Annotated in this window: 19 protein-coding genes and 3 tRNA genes; 13 read left to right on the top strand and 9 right to left on the bottom strand. The window is 72.1% G+C overall.

Annotated features, from left to right (window positions below; translation table 11 throughout):
- Positions 1 to 64 precede the first annotated feature (64 nt).
- Positions 65 to 1,816, top strand: coding sequence for an alpha/beta hydrolase (locus ACQ0O7_RS20170; RefSeq protein WP_430783676.1), 1,752 nt, complete (start codon positions 65 to 67; stop codon positions 1,814 to 1,816).
- A 24-nt stretch (positions 1,817 to 1,840) separates the two neighbouring features.
- Here ACQ0O7_RS20170 and ACQ0O7_RS20165 read toward each other — a convergent pair whose 3' ends face one another.
- Positions 1,841 to 1,963: a hypothetical protein gene (locus ACQ0O7_RS20165; RefSeq protein ID WP_430783675.1), complete on the bottom strand. Its 123-nt coding sequence runs from the start codon at positions 1,961 to 1,963 to the stop codon at positions 1,841 to 1,843.
- A 93-nt stretch (positions 1,964 to 2,056) separates the two neighbouring features.
- On the opposite strand from ACQ0O7_RS20165, the gene ACQ0O7_RS20160 reads away from it, so the two are divergent.
- A complete protein-coding gene (locus ACQ0O7_RS20160) occupies positions 2,057 to 3,007 on the top strand; it encodes a GlxA family transcriptional regulator (RefSeq protein ID WP_430783674.1) in 951 nt (316 codons plus the stop codon).
- 181 nt (positions 3,008 to 3,188) lie between these two features.
- Here the strand turns inward: ACQ0O7_RS20160 and ACQ0O7_RS20155 are convergent, their stop codons facing one another.
- The 5 genes from ACQ0O7_RS20155 to cbiE are packed head-to-tail and all read right to left on the bottom strand — an operon-like array spanning position 3,189 to position 7,164.
- Positions 3,189 to 3,773 (bottom strand): hypothetical protein, encoded by a 585-nt coding sequence (locus tag ACQ0O7_RS20155; protein WP_430783673.1) that lies wholly within the window; start codon positions 3,771 to 3,773, stop codon positions 3,189 to 3,191.
- On the bottom strand, positions 3,770 to 4,450 hold the full coding sequence (locus ACQ0O7_RS20150) for a hypothetical protein (RefSeq protein ID WP_430783672.1): 681 nt from the start codon (positions 4,448 to 4,450) through the stop codon (positions 3,770 to 3,772). Before ACQ0O7_RS20150 ends, ACQ0O7_RS20155 begins: the two co-directional genes overlap by 4 nt.
- A gap of 43 nt (positions 4,451 to 4,493) precedes the next feature.
- A complete protein-coding gene (locus ACQ0O7_RS20145) occupies positions 4,494 to 5,219 on the bottom strand; it encodes a cobalt-precorrin-6A reductase (protein ID WP_430783671.1) in 726 nt (241 codons plus the stop codon).
- Positions 5,216 to 5,959: a precorrin-4 C(11)-methyltransferase gene (gene cobM / locus ACQ0O7_RS20140; protein ID WP_430783670.1), complete on the bottom strand. Its 744-nt coding sequence runs from the start codon at positions 5,957 to 5,959 to the stop codon at positions 5,216 to 5,218. Before cobM ends, ACQ0O7_RS20145 begins: the two co-directional genes overlap by 4 nt.
- Positions 5,956 to 7,164, bottom strand: coding sequence for a precorrin-6y C5,15-methyltransferase (decarboxylating) subunit CbiE (gene cbiE / locus ACQ0O7_RS20135; RefSeq protein WP_430783669.1), 1,209 nt, complete (start codon positions 7,162 to 7,164; stop codon positions 5,956 to 5,958). The genes cobM and cbiE overlap by 4 nt, the downstream gene beginning before the upstream one ends.
- A 155-nt stretch (positions 7,165 to 7,319) precedes the next feature.
- On the opposite strand from cbiE, the gene ACQ0O7_RS20130 reads away from it, so the two are divergent.
- Genes ACQ0O7_RS20130 through ACQ0O7_RS20120 form a run of 3 tightly spaced genes read left to right on the top strand, consistent with a single transcriptional unit; the run spans position 7,320 to position 10,297 of the window.
- On the top strand, positions 7,320 to 8,972 hold the full coding sequence (locus tag ACQ0O7_RS20130; RefSeq protein ID WP_430783668.1) for a ferric reductase-like transmembrane domain-containing protein: 1,653 nt from the start codon (positions 7,320 to 7,322) through the stop codon (positions 8,970 to 8,972).
- Positions 8,973 to 9,023: 51 nt separating this feature from the next.
- Positions 9,024 to 9,539, top strand: a complete 516-nt coding sequence (locus tag ACQ0O7_RS20125; protein WP_430783667.1) for an FMN-binding protein — start codon at positions 9,024 to 9,026, stop codon at positions 9,537 to 9,539.
- 32 nt (positions 9,540 to 9,571) lie between these two features.
- Positions 9,572 to 10,297, top strand: a complete 726-nt coding sequence (locus tag ACQ0O7_RS20120) for an FAD:protein FMN transferase (RefSeq protein WP_430784007.1) — start codon at positions 9,572 to 9,574, stop codon at positions 10,295 to 10,297.
- Positions 10,298 to 10,539: 242 nt separating this feature from the next.
- Here the strand turns inward: ACQ0O7_RS20120 and ACQ0O7_RS20115 are convergent, their stop codons facing one another.
- Positions 10,540 to 11,133, bottom strand: coding sequence for a GNAT family N-acetyltransferase (locus ACQ0O7_RS20115; protein WP_430783666.1), 594 nt, complete (start codon positions 11,131 to 11,133; stop codon positions 10,540 to 10,542).
- A 103-nt stretch (positions 11,134 to 11,236) separates the two neighbouring features.
- Here ACQ0O7_RS20115 and ACQ0O7_RS20110 point away from each other — a divergent pair.
- The 3 genes from ACQ0O7_RS20110 to ACQ0O7_RS20100 all read left to right on the top strand — a co-directional run bounded on the left by ACQ0O7_RS20110 (position 11,237) and on the right by ACQ0O7_RS20100 (position 11,495).
- Positions 11,237 to 11,308, top strand: a tRNA-Gly gene (locus tag ACQ0O7_RS20110).
- Positions 11,309 to 11,337: 29 nt separating this feature from the next.
- Positions 11,338 to 11,408, top strand: a tRNA-Cys gene (locus tag ACQ0O7_RS20105).
- A gap of 15 nt (positions 11,409 to 11,423) precedes the next feature.
- A tRNA-Val gene (locus tag ACQ0O7_RS20100) sits at positions 11,424 to 11,495 on the top strand.
- Between the two features lie 316 nt (positions 11,496 to 11,811).
- Here ACQ0O7_RS20100 and ACQ0O7_RS20095 read toward each other — a convergent pair.
- Entirely contained in the window at positions 11,812 to 12,360 is a 549-nt protein-coding gene (locus ACQ0O7_RS20095) for a Uma2 family endonuclease (RefSeq protein WP_430783665.1), read from the bottom strand.
- Positions 12,361 to 12,623: 263 nt separating this feature from the next.
- Between ACQ0O7_RS20095 and ACQ0O7_RS20090 the strand changes: the two genes are divergently transcribed.
- Complete coding sequence (locus ACQ0O7_RS20090; RefSeq protein WP_430783664.1) at positions 12,624 to 13,097, top strand: DUF2267 domain-containing protein; 474 nt, start codon at positions 12,624 to 12,626, stop codon at positions 13,095 to 13,097.
- A gap of 577 nt (positions 13,098 to 13,674) precedes the next feature.
- On the opposite strand, the gene ACQ0O7_RS20085 is transcribed toward ACQ0O7_RS20090, so the two are convergent.
- Entirely contained in the window at positions 13,675 to 14,844 is a 1,170-nt protein-coding gene (locus ACQ0O7_RS20085; protein ID WP_430783663.1) for an aminotransferase class V-fold PLP-dependent enzyme, read from the bottom strand.
- A 127-nt stretch (positions 14,845 to 14,971) separates the two neighbouring features.
- On the opposite strand from ACQ0O7_RS20085, the gene ACQ0O7_RS20080 reads away from it, so the two are divergent.
- From ACQ0O7_RS20080 to ACQ0O7_RS20065, 4 genes are read left to right on the top strand one after another with little or no spacing between them, the layout of a single operon-like run.
- Positions 14,972 to 16,138, top strand: a complete 1,167-nt coding sequence (locus ACQ0O7_RS20080; RefSeq protein ID WP_430783662.1) for an NAD(P)/FAD-dependent oxidoreductase — start codon at positions 14,972 to 14,974, stop codon at positions 16,136 to 16,138.
- Positions 16,135 to 16,389: a (2Fe-2S)-binding protein gene (locus ACQ0O7_RS20075; RefSeq protein WP_430783661.1), complete on the top strand. Its 255-nt coding sequence runs from the start codon at positions 16,135 to 16,137 to the stop codon at positions 16,387 to 16,389. The genes ACQ0O7_RS20080 and ACQ0O7_RS20075 overlap by 4 nt, the downstream gene beginning before the upstream one ends.
- Positions 16,382 to 17,896: an FAD-dependent oxidoreductase gene (locus ACQ0O7_RS20070; protein ID WP_430783660.1), complete on the top strand. Its 1,515-nt coding sequence runs from the start codon at positions 16,382 to 16,384 to the stop codon at positions 17,894 to 17,896. The genes ACQ0O7_RS20075 and ACQ0O7_RS20070 overlap by 8 nt, the downstream gene beginning before the upstream one ends.
- Positions 17,893 to 18,822, top strand: a complete 930-nt coding sequence (locus ACQ0O7_RS20065) for a dihydrodipicolinate synthase family protein (RefSeq protein ID WP_430783659.1) — start codon at positions 17,893 to 17,895, stop codon at positions 18,820 to 18,822. The genes ACQ0O7_RS20070 and ACQ0O7_RS20065 overlap by 4 nt, the downstream gene beginning before the upstream one ends.

Genomic DNA, 18,822 nt, shown 5'->3' with positions numbered 1-18,822 from the left:
AATACTCTCGGACGTGGCATCGCCCCCCTACGATGCGAGCGTCTTCGATCAAAGGGGGAAGTGAATGCCTTTTCGACGATCGCGCTTTTTCGCCGCCGGGATGCTGAGTGCCGCGGTGGCCGTGACGGGTGCCGTGGCGGTGCCGGCCACCGCCCAGGCGGCCGGTAAGACGGCGACCACCAGCGCGGCCGAGCGCCGCCGCCTGGACAAGCTGCCCACTCCGAAACTGGGCTGGTACAAGTGCTACCAGACCGCCGAGTGCGCGACGGTGAAGGTCCCGCTCGACTACGACGACCCGAAGGGCCCGAAGACCGAGATCGCGCTGCTGCGGGTCAAGGCGACGAACCAGAAGGCCAAGATCGGCAGCCTGTTCGTGAACCCGGGTGGCCCGGGCGGTTCGGCCACCATGATGGCGCTGGACGCCCCGCTGTTCCTCAGCGACTCGGTGCTGGAGAGGTTCGACGTCGTCGGCGTCGACCCGCGCGGCATCGGCAGCAGCGCGAACATCAAGTGCTTCAAGTCGGTCAAGGAACAGACCGCGGTCCTCGACAAGATGAACGTGGCGTTCCCGCTCGGCGCGAAGCAGGAGAAGAGCTACATCAGCGGCGCCAAGTCGTTCGGCAAGAGCTGTTCGACCACCGGCAAGAAGCTGGCCGGGGCGATGTCCACCGCCGAGGTGGCCCGCGACATGGAGCTGATGCGGCGTGCCGTCGGCGACAAGAAGCTGACCTACCTGGGCTTCAGCTACGGCACCGCGCTCGGGCAGTACTACGCGAACCTGTTCCCGGACCGGTTCCGCGCGATCGCCGTCGACGGCAACATCGACCCGCGGCAGTGGGCCGGCACCGGATCCAGCGGCTCGAAGATCCTGGACGCGCGGATGAAGTCGGCCGACGGCGCCACCAAGGCGCTGTGGGAGATCCTGAAGCGCTGCGACGCGGCCGGTGCGGAGTACTGCTCGTTCGACGGGAACTCGATCGCGAACTTCAAGTCGGTGGCCGCGAAACTGCGGGCCGAGCCGCTGGTCATCGAGGACGAGGAGGGCACCTTCACCCTCACCTACGCGGACTTCGTCGGTGCGGTGCTGAGTTACATGTACACCACGTACGCCGGTGAGCTGGTCACCGCGCTCACCGCCGAGGTGGCCGCGATGCAGGCCGGTGGCGCGCAGGCGTCGGCGGCGAAGGTGGCGCTGCGCCAGCGGTACGACGCCGGACAGCGCAACGGCTACGACTTCCCGTACGACAACGGCTTCGAGGCGCAGAGCGCGGTCATCTGCACCGACGGCAGGCACCCGAAGAACGCCGCCAGCTGGCCCGGTCACACCGCGTTCCGTGACCTGCAGGCGCCGTACTTCGGCCGGCTCTGGGGCTGGCTGAGCGTGCAGTGCGCGAGCAGCACGTGGACGGTGCGGGACGAGGACGCGTACCGAGGACCGTTCAACAAGCGGACCGCCGCGCCGGTCCTGATCGTCGGCAACTACTGGGACCCGGCGACCAACTACGCCGCGGCCGTGTCGTCCAGCGAGCTGCTGCCGAACTCGCGTCTGGTGACCAGCGACAACTGGGGTCACACGGCGTACGGCACGGGTGCCTGCGCGACCGGTGCCATCGACCGGTACCTGCTGACCGGCAAGGTTCCGGCGAAGGGCACCACCTGCAAGGCGGACCACCAGCCGTTCACCGAGCCGTTGTCGGCCGGTGAGGAGCCGGAGCCGGGCGACGACCTGTCGATCATGTCGGCGGCCACGCCCGGTAAGAAGCTGCCGCCCGTGGTGGCGCCGCAGCCGGTGTCGGTCCTCACCGGCACTCGCTGATCGGTGGTGGGGGGTGCCGGGCCGTCACGCGGCCCGGCGCCCGTCCCGGCTGGGCTTCCAGTCGGCACTGTCGTGACTGTCCGCGGTGAACCCGGCGAACGAAGCGGCCAATAGCAGGGCGAAGAAGACAACAAGTGTGATTCCCATGCCCTCCAGCGTGGTCCCGTTCCACGCCCCGGAACAGTGGCAGGAATGCCATACATCTTCAATAAACTGCCAACCTGCCGATAGGGTGGCGGCATGTTGCGAAGCGTCGCCGTGATCGCCATGCCGGAGGTCGCCGTCTTCGAGCTCGGCGTGCTCTGCGAGCTGTTCGGCTACGACCGCACCCCCGAGGGCCTGCCCGGCTACGAGTTCGCGGTGTGCAGCGTCGGCGGGCGGCCGGTGCGCAGCCACGCCGGGTTCGACATCACCCCCGGCCACGACCTGTCGTTCGCCGAGACCGCCGACCTGATCGCGATCGCCCCCAACGACATCCGCGAATCCCCGCCCGAGGTGCTCGAGGTGCTGCGCCGCGCCCACGCCCGCGGCGCCTGGCTGATGAGCGTCTGCGTCGGCGCGTTCACCCTCGGCCAGGCCGGGCTCCTCGACGACCGCCGGTGCACCACCCACTGGCGGCACACCGACCGCCTGGCCACCGAGTACCCGCGTGCCAAGGTCGACCCCGGCGTCCTCTACGTGGTCGACGACAACATCGTGACCAGTGCCGGGACCGCCGCCGCCATCGACTGCGGCCTGCACCTGATCCGCGCCGAGCAGGGGTCCGCGGTCGCCGCCCAGATCGCCCGCCGGATGGTCGTGCCACCGCACCGGGACGGCGGCCAGGCCCAGTTCATCGAGACCCCGATCCACACGTCGGTGTCCTGCGAGACGATCCAGCCGCTGCTCACCCACGTGCTGGAGACCCTGGACCACCCGCACACCGTCGACACCATGGCCGATCTGGTGCACATGGCCCCGCGCACGTTCGCCCGCCGGTTCCGTTCGGAGACCGGCGCCACCCCGCACGACTGGCTGACCAGCCAGCGCGTCCTGCTGGCCCGCCGGCTCCTGGAGGAGACCGATCTGGGGATCGACGCCATCGCCGCCCGCGCCGGTTTCGGCAGCGCCCAGACGTTGCGGCACCACTTCACCCAGCGGCTGAGCACCACACCGCAGAGCTACCGGAGCACCTTCAAAGCCAAGATCTGATCCGCCGGTACGCTCCACACCTCCCCGCCGAATCCCACCGCTCGCGTGAGTCCGCGCGAGGCCGCCGCGCCACCGGACCGCCCGGCGGCCGCCGGGCGGATGCGGCTCCGTTCGTGTGCCGATTCACGGCTCGCATCGAGCCGTGAATCGGCACACGGTCCGGCCTCGGCCGGCTCGCCGGTCAGCGGCGGGGGAGTTCGCTCTGGGCGGCGGACAGCCAGTCGAGGGCGTACTCCAGGTCGATCGCGGCGTCCCGGCGCCGGTAGGAGTGGTGTCCCCGCGCGACCGCCGCGCACGCCTCGATGCGGCGGCGGAAGGCCGCGTACCGGTACGGGTCGTCGATCGGCGCCGGCCGGTCCGGAATCCGCCGGTCCCAGCGCCGCCGCAACCGCCGCAGCAGCAGCCTGGTGAGCAGCCCGGCCCACAACCCCAGCACCGCCACCACGGCCAGCGGCACCGGCCGGACCGCGGCCGCCCCGGCCACCAGCAGCAGCGTCCCGGCGACCGTGATCCCGGCGGTGACACCCGCGGCGGCGGCCACCGGATCGGCGATCGGCGGGAGCCCACCGCGCCGCCCGGCCGCCATCCGGACCTGGTGCCGGGCCTGCCCCAGCCGGGCGAACACCACCCGGTCCGCCCGGTCGGCCGACCAGTCCCGGCTCTGCGCGTCGGTGACCAGGTCGTCGAGGTCCCGCGCGATCCGGCCCAGCCGAGGCCGGGCCTCCCCGGAGAACGGATCCTCCCGAACCCGCAGCCGCCCCCTCATGACACGTCCTCGCCGAGATGCCGTTCGACGCAGTCGATCGCCTGGCAGAGCAGCTGGTCGGCGTGGGCCAGCCGCCGGATCACCGGATCGGTGCGGATGGCGCGGCGCAGCGCCGGCACCGTCCAGTCGTCGACCCCGGCCCGGCGCAACGCCACCGACACCAGCCGGCCACGGGCGTGCAGCAGCCGGTCCGGGAGTTCCCGGTCGCCGCCGGAACGGGTGCCGGTCTCGTCCTTGCGGCCGGTGACGGTGAACCGGAGTGGCGCCGGTGGTGGTGTGCGGGCGACCGCCGGCCGGGCGCCCGGGGCCCGGGCCAGGCGGCGCCGGCCGATCGTCGCGGCGGCCCGGCGCCCGGCCCACGGAGCCGCCCCGAGAACGGCCAGCACGGCCAGCCCGGCGGTGCCGAGGACCCCGGCGGCGGACAGCCCGGCGGCCGAGGCGAGCGCCGCGGACAGCACCACGACCAGGAACGTCACCACGGTCGCGGCGAGCACCTGGACCGGGGCGGCGAGCACCCCGGCGACCTCGGTCAGGACGCTGTCCAGGGCGGACAGCCTGGCCCACGCGGACCGGATCCAGACCTGCCCGGAGTCACCGGCGGCGCCCAGATCGGCGAGGCTGTCGGCCACCAGCGCACGGACGGCGTTCAGCTCGGCATACGAGACGCGGCCAGACATGTGTCGAGCGTCCCATCAGGACGCCACCCGGGTCTGTCGTGTTTCAGCCATCCGGGGTACGAAGCCAGGCCGCGGCCTCCTCCGGGGTGGACACCACACGGGTGCCGGGCACCACCGGACGGTTCACCATCAGCACCGGAACGCCCAGCTCACGGGCGGCGGTGAGCTTCGCGGCGGAGCCTCCGCTGTCCTTGGTGACGAGGACGTCGATCCGGTGGCCGGCGATCAGTTCGCGTTCTCCCTCGACGGTGAACGGCCCCCGGCCCAGCAGCACCGTCAGGTTCCGTGGCACGGCACCGGACGGCGGCTCGACCGACCGGGACAGAAACCAGCAGCCGTCGACGCCGGCGAACACCGCCAGCCCCTGCCGGCCGGTGGTCAGGAAGACCCGGCGGCCGAGCCGGGGCAGCAGCGCGGCGGCCTCGGGCAGGGACGCCACACGGTGCCACTCGTCGCCCGGCCCGGCGGTCCAGCCGGGCCGTCGCAGGACCAGCAGCGGTACGCCCGTCGCAGCGCACGCCTCGGCCGCGTTCCGGCTGATCACCGCCGCGAACGGATGGGTGGCGTCGACCACCGCCCGGACCCCGGTGTCACGCAGGTAGCCGGCCAGCCCGGCCACCCCGCCGAACCCGCCGATCCGCACCCGCCCGGCCGGCAGCAGGGGCGTGCTGGTCCGCCCGGCGAGTGAGCTGACCACCGGGAACTCCCCGGCGATCAACCCGGCGAGCCGGCGCGCCTCACCCGTGCCGCCGAGGATCAGCACCCTCATGGGCGGCAGCGCGCCGTCGAGTAGAGGTGGCTGTCCGGGAACTGCCCGGCGGTCAGGGCGGCGCCCACCACGATCACCGCGGTACGCCGTACGCCCGCCTCCTCGACCTTGGCCGTGATGTCCGCGAGCGTTCCGCGAATGATCAGCTCGTCCGGCCGGGAGGCCCGCGCCACCACCGCCACCGGGCAGTCCGCGCCGTAGTTGCCGACCAGATCGGCGACCACCGCACCGATCCGCTGCACGGCCAGGTGCAGCACCATGGTGGCCCGGCTGGCGCCGAGGGTGGCCAGGTCCTCGCCGGGTGGCATGGCGGTGGCGCGTTCCGCGGTCCGGGTGAGGATGACGGTCTGCGCCAACTCCGGGACGGTGAACTCGCGCCCCAGCGACGCGGCGGCCGCGGCGAAGGCGGGCACACCGGGGGTCACGTCGTACGGCACACCGGCCGCGTCCAGCCGCCGCATCTGCTCGGCGACCGCGCTGAACACCGACGGGTCGCCGGAGTGCAGCCGGGCCACGTCCTGCCCGGCGGCGTGCGCGGCGGTCATCTCGGCGACGATCTGATCGAGGTTCAGGCTGGCGGTGTCGATCCGGCGGGCCCCGGGTGGGCAGGCCTCCAGCAGTTCGGCCGGGACCAGGCTGCCGGCGTAGAGACAGACCGGCGACGAGGCGATCAGCCGGTGCCCGCGCAGGGTGATCAGATCGGCCGCGCCGGGCCCGGCCCCGATGAAGTGGACGGTCATCGCGGCACCACCGACCAGATCGTCACCGGCATGAACGGCCGCCAGCCGGTGAACCCGCCGACCGGGGAGCCGCGCTGCACGGTGATCCGGGTCAGCTCGCCGCCGTGTCTCGCGTGGCCGGCGGCCAGCACCGCCTCCGACTCGACGGTCACCGCGTTGGCCACCAGCCGCCCGTCGGGGCGCAGCGCGGCCAGGCAGGCGTCCAGCACACCGTCGCGGGTCAGACCGCCGCCGATGAAGACCGTGTCCGGCCGGGGCAGCCCGTCCAGGGCCGCCGGGGCGCGGCCGTGCACCACCCGCAGGCCGGGGACACCGAGCCGGGCCGCGTTGGCGGTCACCGTGGCGGCCCGCTCGGCCGACGACTCGACGGCGATCGCCCGGCAGGACGGGTGGGCGCGCATCCACTCGATGCCGATGCTGCCCGAGCCGGCGCCCACGTCCCACAGCAGCCGGCCGGGCGCGGCGGCCAGCGCGGCCAGAGTCACCGCCCGGACCTCCCGCTTGGTGAGCTGACCGTCGCCCTCGTAGACGCCGTCGTCGAGTCCGGGCACCACCGGCAGCTCCGGCCCGTCGCCGCACTCGATCGCGACGACGTTCAGCGGGTCGCCGGGCGGCAGCGCCCAGCCGCCCGCGGCGCCGGTGGACAGCCGCTCGGCGGGGCCGCCCAACTGCTCCAGCACGGTCAGTGTGGCCGCCCCGTACCCCCGGGCGGTCAGCAGCGCGGCGACCGCCTCCGGGGTGTGCGCGCCGGCCGACAGCGCCAGGATCCGGCGGCCGGGATTGATCACCCGGTGCAGGGTCTCCACCGGTGCGGTGACCAAGCTCACCACGTCGGCAGCGGCGAGATCCCAGCCCAGCCGGGCCGCGGCCAGCGACACCGACGACGGATGCGGCAGCACCCGCAGCCGGTCCGCGCCGATCACCCGGGTCAATGTGGCGCCGATGCCGTGGAACATCGGGTCACCGCTGGCGAGCACACACAACCGCCGTCCCCGCTCCGCCTCGATCAGGCCGGGCAGAGCCGGGACCAGCGGCGACGGCCACGCCACCCGGCGGGCGGTCACCTCGGCGGGCAGCAGATCCAGCTGACGCGGGCCGCCGAGCACCACGTCCGCCCCGAGCAGGGCACCGTGCGCGGCGCCGGTCAGGTCCGGCCAGCCACCGGCCCCGACGCCGATCACGGTGACCGGATGTTCCGTAGACATGCGCTGAACCTAACCCGTGGGAATTTTCCGAACTCGTTGAGCCAACTCGGCGTGACGCGCGTACTCGAACATGACAGTCCCGGAGCGCACGGGGCGGTCACGTCGGCCGCATGGGGTGGCAGGCGCCGTGAGACGACTGCTGAGCAGGTGAGGACTTGACTATTCCGGCCTTCCGGGATCAGCGCGAGCTTCCCGACGACGACGGATACTTCGCGGGGCTGCGGGCCGAGGGGCGTCCGGGCGAGGGACGACCGAGCTGGGACAACCCGTCCATGCCGTCATGGCCGGAATCGCAGCGGCAGGGCTACGGCCAGCCGCAGTACGCGCAGCCCCAGTACGGCCAGCAGCAGTACGCGCAGCCCCAGTACGGGCAGCCGTACGCCGCACCGGACAACTACCGCCGCGGTGACTTCGCCGAGGTGTCGATGACCGACGCCAGCGGCTGGAAGGCCGGCACCGGCGTCCCGATCCAGGACGAGCGCCCGCCCGGCGAGTCGACCAGCGGCAACCGGCTCTTCACCATCCTGCTGTTCTTCTCCGGCCTGGCCACCAGCGTCGCGCTCTGGCTGTTCAACACCCAGCCCGGCGCGGTCAGCAACACCGCCACCGCGATGATCGCGGCCGGCCGGGTCACCGGGCTGATCGGCGGCTACCTGCTCTTCGTCCAGCTGCTGATGATGAGCCGGGTCTCCTGGCTGGAGGAGTGGGTCGGCTCCCGCGACCTGCTGCGCTGGCACCGCTGGCTGGGCACCTCACTGCTGACCTTCGTACTGGCGCACGTGGTGTTCATCGTCTACGGCTACGCGCTCACCGCCGGCACCGGCGTGGTCGAGCAGGGCTGGACCGTGATCACCACGTTCCCCGAGATGATCAGTGCGACGATCGCCACCGGCCTGCTGGTGTTCATCTCGCTGATCTCGATCCGGGCCGTCCGCAGCGTGCTCAACTACGAGCTGTGGCACCTGATCCACCTGACCGCGTACGGCGTCCTGCTGCTCGGCTACGGCCACCAGATCGCCGCCGGCGCCGACATGAACGGCCGGTTCGCCTCGGTGTTCTGGCCGGCGCTCGGCTGCATCACCATCGCCGCCCTGTTCTGGGGCCGGGTCGTCGAACCGCTCTGGCTCAACTCCCGGCACCGGTTCACCGTGGCCGAGGTGGTCGGTGAGGGCGCCAACACGTTCTCGATCTACATCGAGGGCAAGCGCCTGGACAAGCTTCCGGTGCAGGCCGGCCAGTTCATGCGCTGGCGGTTCCTGACCGCCAACGGCTGGTGGCAGTCGCACCCGTTCTCGCTGTCGGCGGCCCCCAACTCGCAGTGGCTGCGGCTCACCGTCACCATCGCCGGCGGCCACACCCGCAAACTGGCCACCATGCGCCCCGGCACCCCGATCTGGGCCGAGGGCCCGTTCGGGACCTTCACCGCCGAGCGGCGCACCCGCCGCCGGGCCCTGCTGATCGCCGGCGGCAGCGGCATCGCCCCGATCCGGGCCCTGCTGGAGGACATGCCGCCGGACACCATCGTGATCTACCGGGCGAGCCGCCCCGACGAGCTGGTCTTCCGCACCGAGCTGGAGGAACTGGCCGAGGAACGGGACGCCTGGGTGCGCTACATCGTCGGTGGCCGCAACGATCCCGGCCCGCGCCGGCTGTTCACCCCCGAGGGCCTGCGCGGCCTGGTGCCCGACGTGAACCGGCGGGACGTCTACCTGTGCGGCCCGCCCGGACTGGTCAACGCGGCCGTCGACACCCTCAAGGAACTCGACGTCCCGGACAGCCAGCTCCACCTCGACCCCTTCGAGTTCTGACCCTTCCCCCACGGTTTTGCCCGTTTCCCCTACGGTTTTGGGAGTTTCGCGATGCGACGCAGTACCGCAGCAGCCGTCGGCACCCTCACCGGCGCCGCCCTGATCCTGGGCGTCCGCCTCAGCGTGCAGCCGCCGGCCGTCCCGGTGAACGCCGCAGCGGCCGGCAGTGTGGCCGAGGAGCCGGAGATCGACGAGGCCTCCGGCTCCACCGCCGAGCCCGAGGCGACCGGTGGCGCCAAGAAGCCGGCCGGCAACAAGAAGAACGAGAACGCCGAAGCCGAGGAGACCGGGCTCAAAGCCGGCACCTACAAGGGCAAGGCCGTGCAGAACCCGTACGGCACCATGCAGGTCACCATCAAGGTCAGCGGTGGCAAGGTCAGCGCGGCCGACTCGACGTTCCCCACCGACGGGTTCAGCGGCACGATCAACCCGAACGCGGTGAAGGCCCTGAACGCCGCCACCCTCAAGTCGCAGAGCGCCGACGTCGACGCCGTCTCCGGGGCCACGTTCACCAGCCAGTCGTACGTGACCTCCCTGCAGAGCGCCCTGGACAAGGCCGGCGCGTAGAGTCCCGCTTCGTGCGCCACGTCGAAGAGGTCATGGGTACGGTCGTCAGCATCGAACTGGCCGACGACCTGCCCGAGTCCCGGCTCGCCGAACTCGTCGCGTCGACCTGCGCGTGGCTGCACGAGGTGGACGCGCGGTTCAGCACGTACCGGGACGACAGCGAGGTCTGCCGGTTCCGGCGCGGCGAGATCCCCCTGGAGGACTGCTCCGCCGATCTGCGGCACGTCCTCGACCGCTGCGCCGACCTGTGGCGCGACACCGACGGCTACTTCGACGCCTACGCCGGTGGACCCCTCGACCCGTCCGGCTACGTCAAGGGCTGGTCCGTCGAGGTCGCCTCGGCACGCCTCGCCGAAGCCGGATCCACCAGGCACTACATCGGCGCCGGCGGGGACATCCGGATGCGCGGGGCCGGACCCGGTGGACGCCCCTGGCGGGTCGGCGTGCGGCACCCCTGGGAAGCCGACAGGCTCGCCTGGGTGCTCTCCCTGACCGACGGGGCGGTGGCCACCTCCGGCACGTACGAGCGGGGCGCCCACGTCTGGAACCCGGTCGCCGGCGGTCCCGCCAAGGGCCTGCGCTCGGTCACCATCACCGGGCCCGACCTGGCCGTCGCGGACGCCTACGCGACGGCGGCGCTGGCCATGGGCGTCACCGGGCTGTCGTGGCTGGCCAAGCTGGCCGCCGACGGCTACGAGTCGGCCGCGGTCACCGACGACGGCCGAGCCTTCACCTCCGCCGGCCTGCCGATCGCCTGACCCGCGCCCGTCCGCGGTCCCGTCGCGGGGTCCGTTCCCACGGCCTTCCGCGTGCCCCGTCTGCGATTACGTCGCGAGGTCCGTTCGCGCGGCTACTTCGTGTGGTCATTTCCGGTGCGGATCGCACCGGAAATGACCACACGCCGGTGACGGATCGCTCACGCCCGGCGGTCGCGGCACGGTCCGGGCGGGCCGCCCACCTCGCGCGGACCGCCACGGTGGCGTTGTGCTGACGTACCGGATCATCGGGGTTTGTCAGCGCCCGGCCAGGGACCCGGAGTCGCGGTGGTCTCGGTGAGCCTCGTCTCCGTGCGTGCGATCCGCAGACCGCGAGCCCGGTAGTTGGCCAGCGCGGCCGGCCCGTCCAGGCTGCACGTGTTGACGATCACCCGCTTCGCCGGGGACAGGCCCGGATGGCGCCCGGCGAGACTCCAGGCGTGCCGCAGCGCGGTGGTCAGCAGGTGCCCGCCGATGCCCCGCCCGGCGAACGGCGCCATCAACCCGAAGTACGCGATCTCCACCACCCCGTCGACGCTGCCGTCCAACTCCACGTAGCCGGCCGGAGTGCCCCGCAGATAGGCCACCCACGTCTCCACGCCCGGCCGGTCCAGCCAGTCCTGCCACTGCTGCCACGTCCACGCCAGCCGGTCCGTCCAGTGCCAGTCGCCGCCGACCGCCGTGTAGAGGAACCGGTTCAGCTCCGGGCTCGGCAACTCCGCCCGCACGATCCGCACCCCGCCGTCGCCGTCGCCCCTGCCGTCGTCCACGGCAGGCTCGCGAGCTGCGCGGATCTGGTCGGGTGAGTCCTGTTCCAGGTGCCAGACGGTGATCTCCACGGGGCCATCATCGCCGGTTTTCGAGACACGCGGGGACCCCGGTTTGGAGGGGAGCGGGGGGACCGGATAAAGTTCTGTCATCGCCGGGGGAAACGCCGGGGGTGCGGAAGTGGCGCAGTGGTAGCGCATCACCTTGCCAAGGTGAGGGTCGCGGGTTCGAATCCCGTCTTCCGCTCGGAGAGGCCTTCTACACGGGGTCACCTCGGTGGAGTGGCCGAGAGGCGAGGCAACGGCCTGCAAAGCCGTGTACACGGGTTCAAATCCCGTCTCCACCTCGCTGGTGGTTACAAGGGCGATTGGCGCAGCGGGAGCGCGCTTCCTTGACACGGAAGAGGTCACTGGTTCGATCCCAGTATCGCCCACGAGTTGCAGGGGCAGTGTGTCCGCGGAAAGCGCGGACCGCTGCCCCTCGTCTTGTCTGCTCCGGGGGCCGAGCCCCCGGAAGCCCCGCATCACGGTTGGTTGCGGGCGTCCCGCGTCATGGCTGTTTGCGGGCGTCTCGTGTGGTGGCTGTTTGCGGGCGTCTCGTGTGGTGGCTGTTTGCGGGCGTCTCGTGTGGTGGCTGTTTGCGGGCGTCCTGCGCATGTTGGTGTGCCAGCCGCGTCACGGCCGGCCTGATGTTCGGTGTGTGGTCGACGATTCGATCCGGTGGTGGAGCGGCCCTGAATTCGGTGGCGTTCAGCCGAGGTCAGGGGTTGAGGCCAGGAGCCAGGTGAGTGGTTGAGGTCCGGACGGGTCCGGCTCGTACTGCCCATCCTCGTTCAGTACGTTGCGGTGCACGGTTGCTCCGCCGTCACGCTCGACGATCCAGTATCGCGGGATGCCGGCTTTCGCGTATTCGGCCTTCTTCGTGATCCGGTCAACGATCTCAGAGCCGCTGGAGACCACTTCGACAGCGAGGAGAAGCCCGGACGTGCCGGCGTAGCTCGACCGGGCACGACGTGGCGGCATGCCCTCCGCCCACACCGTGAGGTCCGGTACCCGGCCACCGCCGACATCGATGCCGCAGTCGGCGGTGATCTGCTCGGCTTCGTAGCCATGCTTGGCGAGCCAGAGAATCATGCGCATCACCAACAGTGCGTGTTCAGGGTCTGCGGGGGGCGTGACCGACAGCACTCCCTCGGGGCTCAGCTCGTACCGGTGGTTCTCGTCAGCGGCTGCCATGTTCGCGACGTCGTTCAGGGGCAGGTGCGTCGGCATCCTCGCGCCGAAGGCTTGAGCGCTCACCGGTGCCCCCTCTTCGGTCCGAAAGCTGTGTACGGCCCATCTGCCGCCTCCAAGATAGCCGCCCGCGAGCAGATATCGGTGGGGTGAGGTGCCGGCTGTGGGAGGCGTGCCGAAGCGGTGGGAGCCTGCCTGCCAGGGGCCGGTGGCCTCGTTTTCATCCCTTCGAGTCGCACGTTTCGTGGTGATGCCCGCCTCAATGCGGTTTCGGGTCTCGGTGGTGGGGCACCTGCGAGCGGCCTGTCAGGTTTAGGGAGGACGCCGCGGTGGATATTGATGTTCTTTTGGCCGATGTCGAACGCCGGGCCCGGCTGCATGGTCGCCGCGAGAGTCTTCGGGTGGTCAACGGGGTGGTGGGTGTGCTCTCCGACGTCCTTCCGGTGCGGGCCTTGGAGCTTCTCACGCCACACCTGCCGGCTGAGGTCCGTGCCGGGCTGGCCGGGCGTTCGCGGGTCGAGACCGCGGCCACCTGCCGTGCCTTCCTCGAGCGGGTCTCCACGATTCTGCACGCGGAGTCGCCGGACAACGCGTTCCTGGCACGTGTCGTCCTGGAACAGCTGAACGGGTCGCTGCGTGTGATCAGCCCGGCCGCGTTCGCGCACCTGGTCGCCGCCGATCTGCGTCCCCTGATGCTGGCCGGCCGGCCAGCCAGCGGACGTGATCTTCCCGTTGGCGGCCCGCTCACCAGCCGTATCCGGGTGCCGGCCGTCGTTCCGGCCCAGCGCAGGCAGCTAGCCTGACGCCGCCAGCCGCCAGCCGCCAGCCGCCAGCCGCCAGCCGCCAGCCGCCAGCCGCCAGCCGCCAGCCGTGGGTTCCGTCTCCCTCCCGGGCTGGTGCCAGGCCGAGTGAGGTCCTGACTGGGGACCCCGCCGGGTTCGCATGATCGTGGCTCGTGTGCTGGTGCCTGTCGTTCCGGACCGCCGAGGTCGCATGCGTTCCGGAACGTGCGCACCAGCCGGTGTCGAGGAGTCGCTGGGAGTGCTCGATTCGGCATCGTGCGCCGGGCCGGGTCAGGCCGGGTCAGGCCGGGCCGGGTCAGGTCGGGTTGGGCCGGGTCAGGATCGAGGGTGGCCGTACACCCGGCCATGTCTGCCGGGACCACCGCATTCGCCCGGTGGCCGCCGGACGGTCTGGCAGTGACGCCTGCCTTGCGGGGACCGGACGGGGCGACCCGATCTTCGTGGGCCCGATGGGCGTACCCCCAATGGGGTTGAAGTCTGCCGACCCGGAGCCGGCCGCCGGCCGAAAGTGACGCGGACCGGGATCGTGTGGTGAGTTCCGGGGCGGAGCGCACCGGAAGGTGCCACACGAGGTGTTCTAGTGGAGCGCTCTGGACCAGGCGGTCAGGGTGGGGACGCAGTTCGTGGCGAAGTCGTCGTAGTCGGCCGGGGTGTTGTAGGCGTGGGCGGACAGGCGTAGGTAGCCCCGGCCGCCGAAGGTGGAGAAGGCGCATTCGGCGTTCAGTTCGGCCAGGACCCGGGCCCGGAGCGCGTCGGGGGCTCCGGGGGCCGCGCCCAGCGTGCCGGGCAGCCGGACCAGGCGCATCGGGCCGGCGGGCATGCCCACCTCCACGGTGTGGTCCTCGCCGGTGAGTTCGGTGAACGCGGAGGCCACCCGGGCGGTCGCGTATGCGGCGAGTTCCTCGGCGTGCTCTCTGACCCGCTGCCAGCCCCACAACTTCTCGATCTCGGTCAGGGCGTGCGGGGCCGTCAGCTGGGCGGTGGCGTCCAGGGTGCCCTGGACGTCGAAGCGGGACGGGAACGGTTCGGCCGAGCCCCAGGAGTCGATCACGGGGTGGAGGCGGGCGCCGTCGCGGGCGATCAGGACCGCCGCGCCGGGTGGGGCGCACGCGAACTTGTGCAGGTTGCCCACCCAGTAGTCGCAGTCCAGGCCGTCCAGGGGAGTATCGATCAGGCCTGGCACGTGGGCGCCGTCCACCAGCACCGGGATGCCCCGGGTGCGGGCGGCTGCGGTGATTGCGGCCACCGGGAGGAGGCGGGCGGTGGGGGAGGTGACGTGGTCGAGCACCACCAGTGCGGTGCGGTCGGTGAACGCCTCGATGACCGCCGCGGCCGCCTCGCCGGGGCCGGCCGCCAACGGGACGTGTGCCCGGTGGACGGGGGCGCGGCGTTCGGCGCCCATCACCACCGCGCCGTACGCGTGGTCGGTGACCAGGATTTCGCCGCCGGTGGGGATGTCGACGGCGGACAGGGCCGCGCTCATGCCGGCGCTGGCGTTCGGCACCAGGGCCAGCCGGTGGTGCGGGACGCTGAGGAAGTCGGCGACGGCCACCCGGGCGGTGGCGATCCGGGCGGGCAGGCCGGCGAACCAGCGGACCGGGGCGGCGTTCATCTCGGCGCGCAGCGCGTCCTGGGTGGCGAGTGTCGAGGCCGGTGCGGCGCCGAACGAGCCGTGGTTGAGATGGAGGAGGTCGTCACTGAGCGGCCAGGCGGCGCGAGCGGGCCGCCCATCGGGGAGCTGAAGCACGGTGAAATGTTACAGGCAGGTGGCCTGAGTGGGATGTATGCGACTTCTGTCCTGGTAAAAGGCGGGCGATGCGATGGCTCGGCCGCAAACCATTCCGCCAGAGCAGGGCATGTGACATAGTACAGCGGTGTTCTCCACCCCTCAGGTTCTCGTGATCGGCGCCGGCATCGTCGGCGCCGCGATCGCCCGGGTCCTGGCTCGTGCCGACTGCGACGTCGTCGTGGTCGACCGGGCCGCCACCGCGGGTGGCACCTCCGCGAGCGGTGAGGGCAACATCCTGGTCTCCGACAAGGGGCCGGGCGCTGAGCTGCGGCTCACCCAGCGCACCCTGCGGGTGTGGGACCGCCTCCGGGCGGAGCTGCACCACGAGCTGCCCGACGGCTTCCCCGGGCTGGAGCTCGACCACAAGGGCGGCCTGGTGGTGGCCACCACCGACGCCGGTGCGAAGGCGCTGCTGGAGTTCGCCGAGACCCAGCGCGGCGCCGGGGTGATCGCCGAGGTGGTCGACGACGCCCGGGCCCACGAGCTGGAGCCCGACCTGACCCGCGACATCACCGCGGCGGTCTTCTACCCGGAGGACGCCCAGGTCCAGCCGGTGATCGCCACCGAGGCGCTGCTCGCCGCGGCCCGCCGGCACGGCGCCCGGGTCCGTCAGCAGGTCGAGGTCACCGGCGGCATCGTCGAGAAGGGCCGGCTGGTCGGGGTCGAGACCACCGCCGGGCCGCTGCGCGCCGACCTGGTGATCGTCGCCGCCGGGCCCTGGTCGGGTGCGGTCGCCGAGCGGATCGGGGTCACCCTGCCGGTCCGGCCGCGCCGCGGCACCGTCCTGGTCACCTCGCGGATGCCACACCGGATCCACCGCAAGGTGTACGACGCCGACTACGTGGGCGCGGTCGGCTCCGGCTCGGCCGATCTGCAGGTGTCCAGCGTGGTCGAGTCGACGGCGGCCGGCACCGTGCTGATCGGCTCCTCCCGGGAGCGCCGCGGGTTCGACGACCGGATCGAGGCGCGGGTGCTCGCCGCCCTGGCGTCCAAGGCGCTGCTGCTCTTCCCGTTCCTGGCCGACGCCCAGGTGATGCGGGCGTACGGCGGATTCCGCCCGTTCGTGCCGGACCATCTGCCGATCATCGGGCCGGATCCGCGGCTGCCCGGTCTGTGGCACGCCACCGGGCACGAGGGCGCCGGCATCGGGCTGAGCCTGGCGACCGCCGAGGTGCTGGCCGAGCTGATCTTCGAATCCACTGAGGACAACGAGTTCCGGCTCGACCGGCCCGGTCTGGAGGGGGAGCTGTGAGCATCCATGTGAACGTGGCCGGGCAGCGGGTCGAGGCCGAGGAGGGCCAGACCGTCGCCGGGGTGCTGATGTCGGGCGGGCGGCTCTCCTGGCGGACCAGCCGGAGCGGAAAGCCGCGCGGGGTCTTCTGCGGCATCGGAGTCTGCTTCGACTGCCTGGTGGTGGTCAACGACCTGCGGGACGTCCGCGCCTGCCAGCGGCGAGTGGTGGACGGCGACCGGATCGAGTTCCAGGAGGATGACCATGCCTGAGGTGGTCGTGATCGGCGGCGGCCCGGCCGGGATGGCCGCCGCGCTCGCCGCCCGGCGCCGTGGCGCCCGGGTCGTCCTGATCGAGGCGGGCGACGACGTCGGCGGACAGTACTGGCGGCACCTGCCGGAGTCGCGGGCCACCGCGGACGAGCACACGCTGCACCATGGCTGGGAGAAGTTCCAGACCATGCGGTACGCCCTCCGGGGCGATCCCGGTGTGGAACTGATCCTGAACGGTCACGTCTGGTCGGTGGACCGGCGGGACGGGCAGCCGCCGCTGGTGCACGTGATGATCGGCGCGCCGGACGGGCAGCGCCGGGTGGCACGAACGTTCCTTCCCTCGGCACTGGTCATCGCGACCGGGGCGCACGAGCGGACCCTGCCGTTCCCGGGCTGGGATCTGCCGGGAGTCTTCACGGCCGGTGCGGCCCAGGCCCTGGCCAAGGGCGAGCGGGTGGCCGTCGGACGGAACGTCCTGGTCGCCGGGGCCGGCCCGTTCCTGCTGCCGGTGGTGTCCAGCCTGGTCCGGGTCGGCGCCGGCGTGGCCGGAGTGGTCGAGGCGGCCGGCTGGGCGCGGATCAGCCGGGGCTGGGGCGCGAAGCCGTGGCGGCTGGCCCGAGCGAGCGCCAAGGCCACCGAACTGACCGGATATCTCGCCGATCTCGCGAGATATCGGATCCCCTACACCGCGGGCAGCGCGGTCGTCGCCGCCCACGGCACCGGCCGGGTCGAAGCGGTCACCGTCGCCCGGCTGGACGACGACTGGTCCCCGGTCCCGGGCACCGAGAAGACGATCGCCGTGGACGCGGTGTGCGTCAGCCACGGTTTCGTCCCGCGCACCGAGCTGGCGATCTCCGCCGGATGCGCGGTGATCGGAGCCGGATGCGCGGTGATCGGAGCCGGAAGCGTGGATGGCGCCGGACACGCGGATGGCGCCGGACACGCGGATGGTGCCGGATACGCGGATGGTGCCGGATCCGCGATGGCGGGAACCGTCCGGGTGGACGATCACCAGCGGACCACGGTGCCCGGCGTGTTCACCGCTGGTGAACTCACCGGCATCGGGGGCGTCGATCTGGCCCTGGCCGAGGGTGAGATCGCCGGCGCCGTGGCCGCCGGAGGATCACCCCCGCCGTCGGCCGTGCGGCTGCGGAAGGTCTTCCGCGATTTCGCCGGCCGGATGCACGCCGCGCACGGCATCCGCCCCGGCTGGCAGGGCTGGGTGGACGACACCACCGTGGTCTGCCGCTGCGAGGACGTCACCGCCGGAGAGCTCCGCGACACCGCCCGGATGACCGGGTCCCGCGGACTGCGCTCCCTCAAACTCACCACCCGCGCGGGCCTGGGCATCTGCCAGGGCCGCACCTGCGGTCGGTCGGCCGAGGACATCCTCGCGGCCGCCGTGGGACCGGACGGCCTCCTGGATGCCGGCCGGACAGCAAACCGCCCCCTCGCGGTTCCCCTCAGACTGGGGGAACTCGCCACCACCGGAGAGGACGCCGGATGAGCCCCGAGCCCACCGATCTTCGCGGAGTCATCGTCGCCACCGCGCTGCCCTACAAGGAGAACCCGTCCGCGCCGGCCGGTCTCGAGGTCGACTACGACCGGTTCGCCGAGCACTGCGACTGGCTGATCAGCAACGGCTGCCGTGGTGTCGGTCCGAACGGCTCGCTCGGCGAGTACTCGTCGCTGACCGACGCGGAGCGCCGCAAGGTCATCCAGGTGGCCGTGGAGACGGTCGGTGACCGCGGTGTCGTGGTCGCCGGTGTGCACGGTCCGGGCTGGCACCAGGCCAAGCACTGGGCCGAGCTGGCCGCCGAGGACGGCGCGCACGGCCTGCTGGCCCTGCCGCCGACGATGTACCGGGCGAGTGACTCGCAGGTCGTCGAGCACTACGCCAAGATCAGCGAGGTCGGCCTGCCGATCATGATCTACAACAACCCGATCGACACCAAGGTCGACCTGCGCCCCGACCTGGTCGCCGAGATCGCCAAGCTGCCGAACATCTCCGCGATCAAGGAGTTCAGCGGCGACGTCCGCCGGCTCTTCGAGATCAAGGAGCTGTGCGACATCGACGTCGTGGCGGGCGCCGACGACGTGCTGTTCGAGCTGATGGCCGACGGCGCGGTGGGCTGGTTCGCCGGCTTCCCGAACGTCTTCCCGCGCGAGTCGGTGGAGATCTACGAGCACATGCTGGCCGGCCGGTTCCTGGCGGCCCGCGAGCTGTACAAGCAGCTGGTCGCGGTGTTCCGCTGGGACTCCAAGGTGGAGTTCGTGCAGGCCATCAAGCTGAGCATGGACATCGTCGGCCGGTACGGCGGCCCCTGCCGTCCGCCGCGTGGCCCGCTGACGCCGGAGCACGTCGCCCAGGTCACCGCGGACACCGAGCGGGCGATCGCGGGCCTGGAGGCGTACCGAGCGGTGGCGGTCTGA

The organism is Actinoplanes sp. G11-F43, assembly GCF_050589265.1.
In the GTDB taxonomy this organism is placed as follows: domain Bacteria; phylum Actinomycetota; class Actinomycetes; order Mycobacteriales; family Micromonosporaceae; genus Actinoplanes.
The sequence above is the reverse complement of the archived record's forward strand: the minus strand, read 5'-3'. Positions and strand labels throughout refer to the sequence as shown.

Excerpts from the sequence above, each read along its gene's own strand:
- ACQ0O7_RS20150 (WP_430783672.1), bottom strand. The coding sequence starts at position 4,450 with ATGTCTGGCCGCGTCTCGTATGCCGAGCTGAACGCCGTCCGTGCGCTG.
- cobM (WP_430783670.1), bottom strand. The coding sequence starts at position 5,959 with ATGACCGTCCACTTCATCGGGGCCGGGCCCGGCGCGGCCGATCTGATC.
- ACQ0O7_RS20070 (WP_430783660.1), top strand. The coding sequence starts at position 16,382 with ATGCCTGAGGTGGTCGTGATCGGCGGCGGCCCGGCCGGGATGGCCGCC.
- ACQ0O7_RS20120 (WP_430784007.1), top strand. The coding sequence starts at position 9,572 with ATGGGTACGGTCGTCAGCATCGAACTGGCCGACGACCTGCCCGAGTCC.
- ACQ0O7_RS20165 (WP_430783675.1), bottom strand. The coding sequence starts at position 1,963 with ATGGGAATCACACTTGTTGTCTTCTTCGCCCTGCTATTGGCCGCTTCG.
- ACQ0O7_RS20170 (WP_430783676.1), top strand. The coding sequence starts at position 65 with ATGCCTTTTCGACGATCGCGCTTTTTCGCCGCCGGGATGCTGAGTGCC.
- ACQ0O7_RS20145 (WP_430783671.1), bottom strand. The coding sequence starts at position 5,219 with ATGAGGGTGCTGATCCTCGGCGGCACGGGTGAGGCGCGCCGGCTCGCC.
- ACQ0O7_RS20065 (WP_430783659.1), top strand. The coding sequence starts at position 17,893 with ATGAGCCCCGAGCCCACCGATCTTCGCGGAGTCATCGTCGCCACCGCG.
- ACQ0O7_RS20160 (WP_430783674.1), top strand. The coding sequence starts at position 2,057 with ATGTTGCGAAGCGTCGCCGTGATCGCCATGCCGGAGGTCGCCGTCTTC.
- ACQ0O7_RS20155 (WP_430783673.1), bottom strand. The coding sequence starts at position 3,773 with ATGAGGGGGCGGCTGCGGGTTCGGGAGGATCCGTTCTCCGGGGAGGCC.
- cbiE (WP_430783669.1), bottom strand. The coding sequence starts at position 7,164 with ATGTCTACGGAACATCCGGTCACCGTGATCGGCGTCGGGGCCGGTGGC.
- ACQ0O7_RS20125 (WP_430783667.1), top strand. The coding sequence starts at position 9,024 with ATGCGACGCAGTACCGCAGCAGCCGTCGGCACCCTCACCGGCGCCGCC.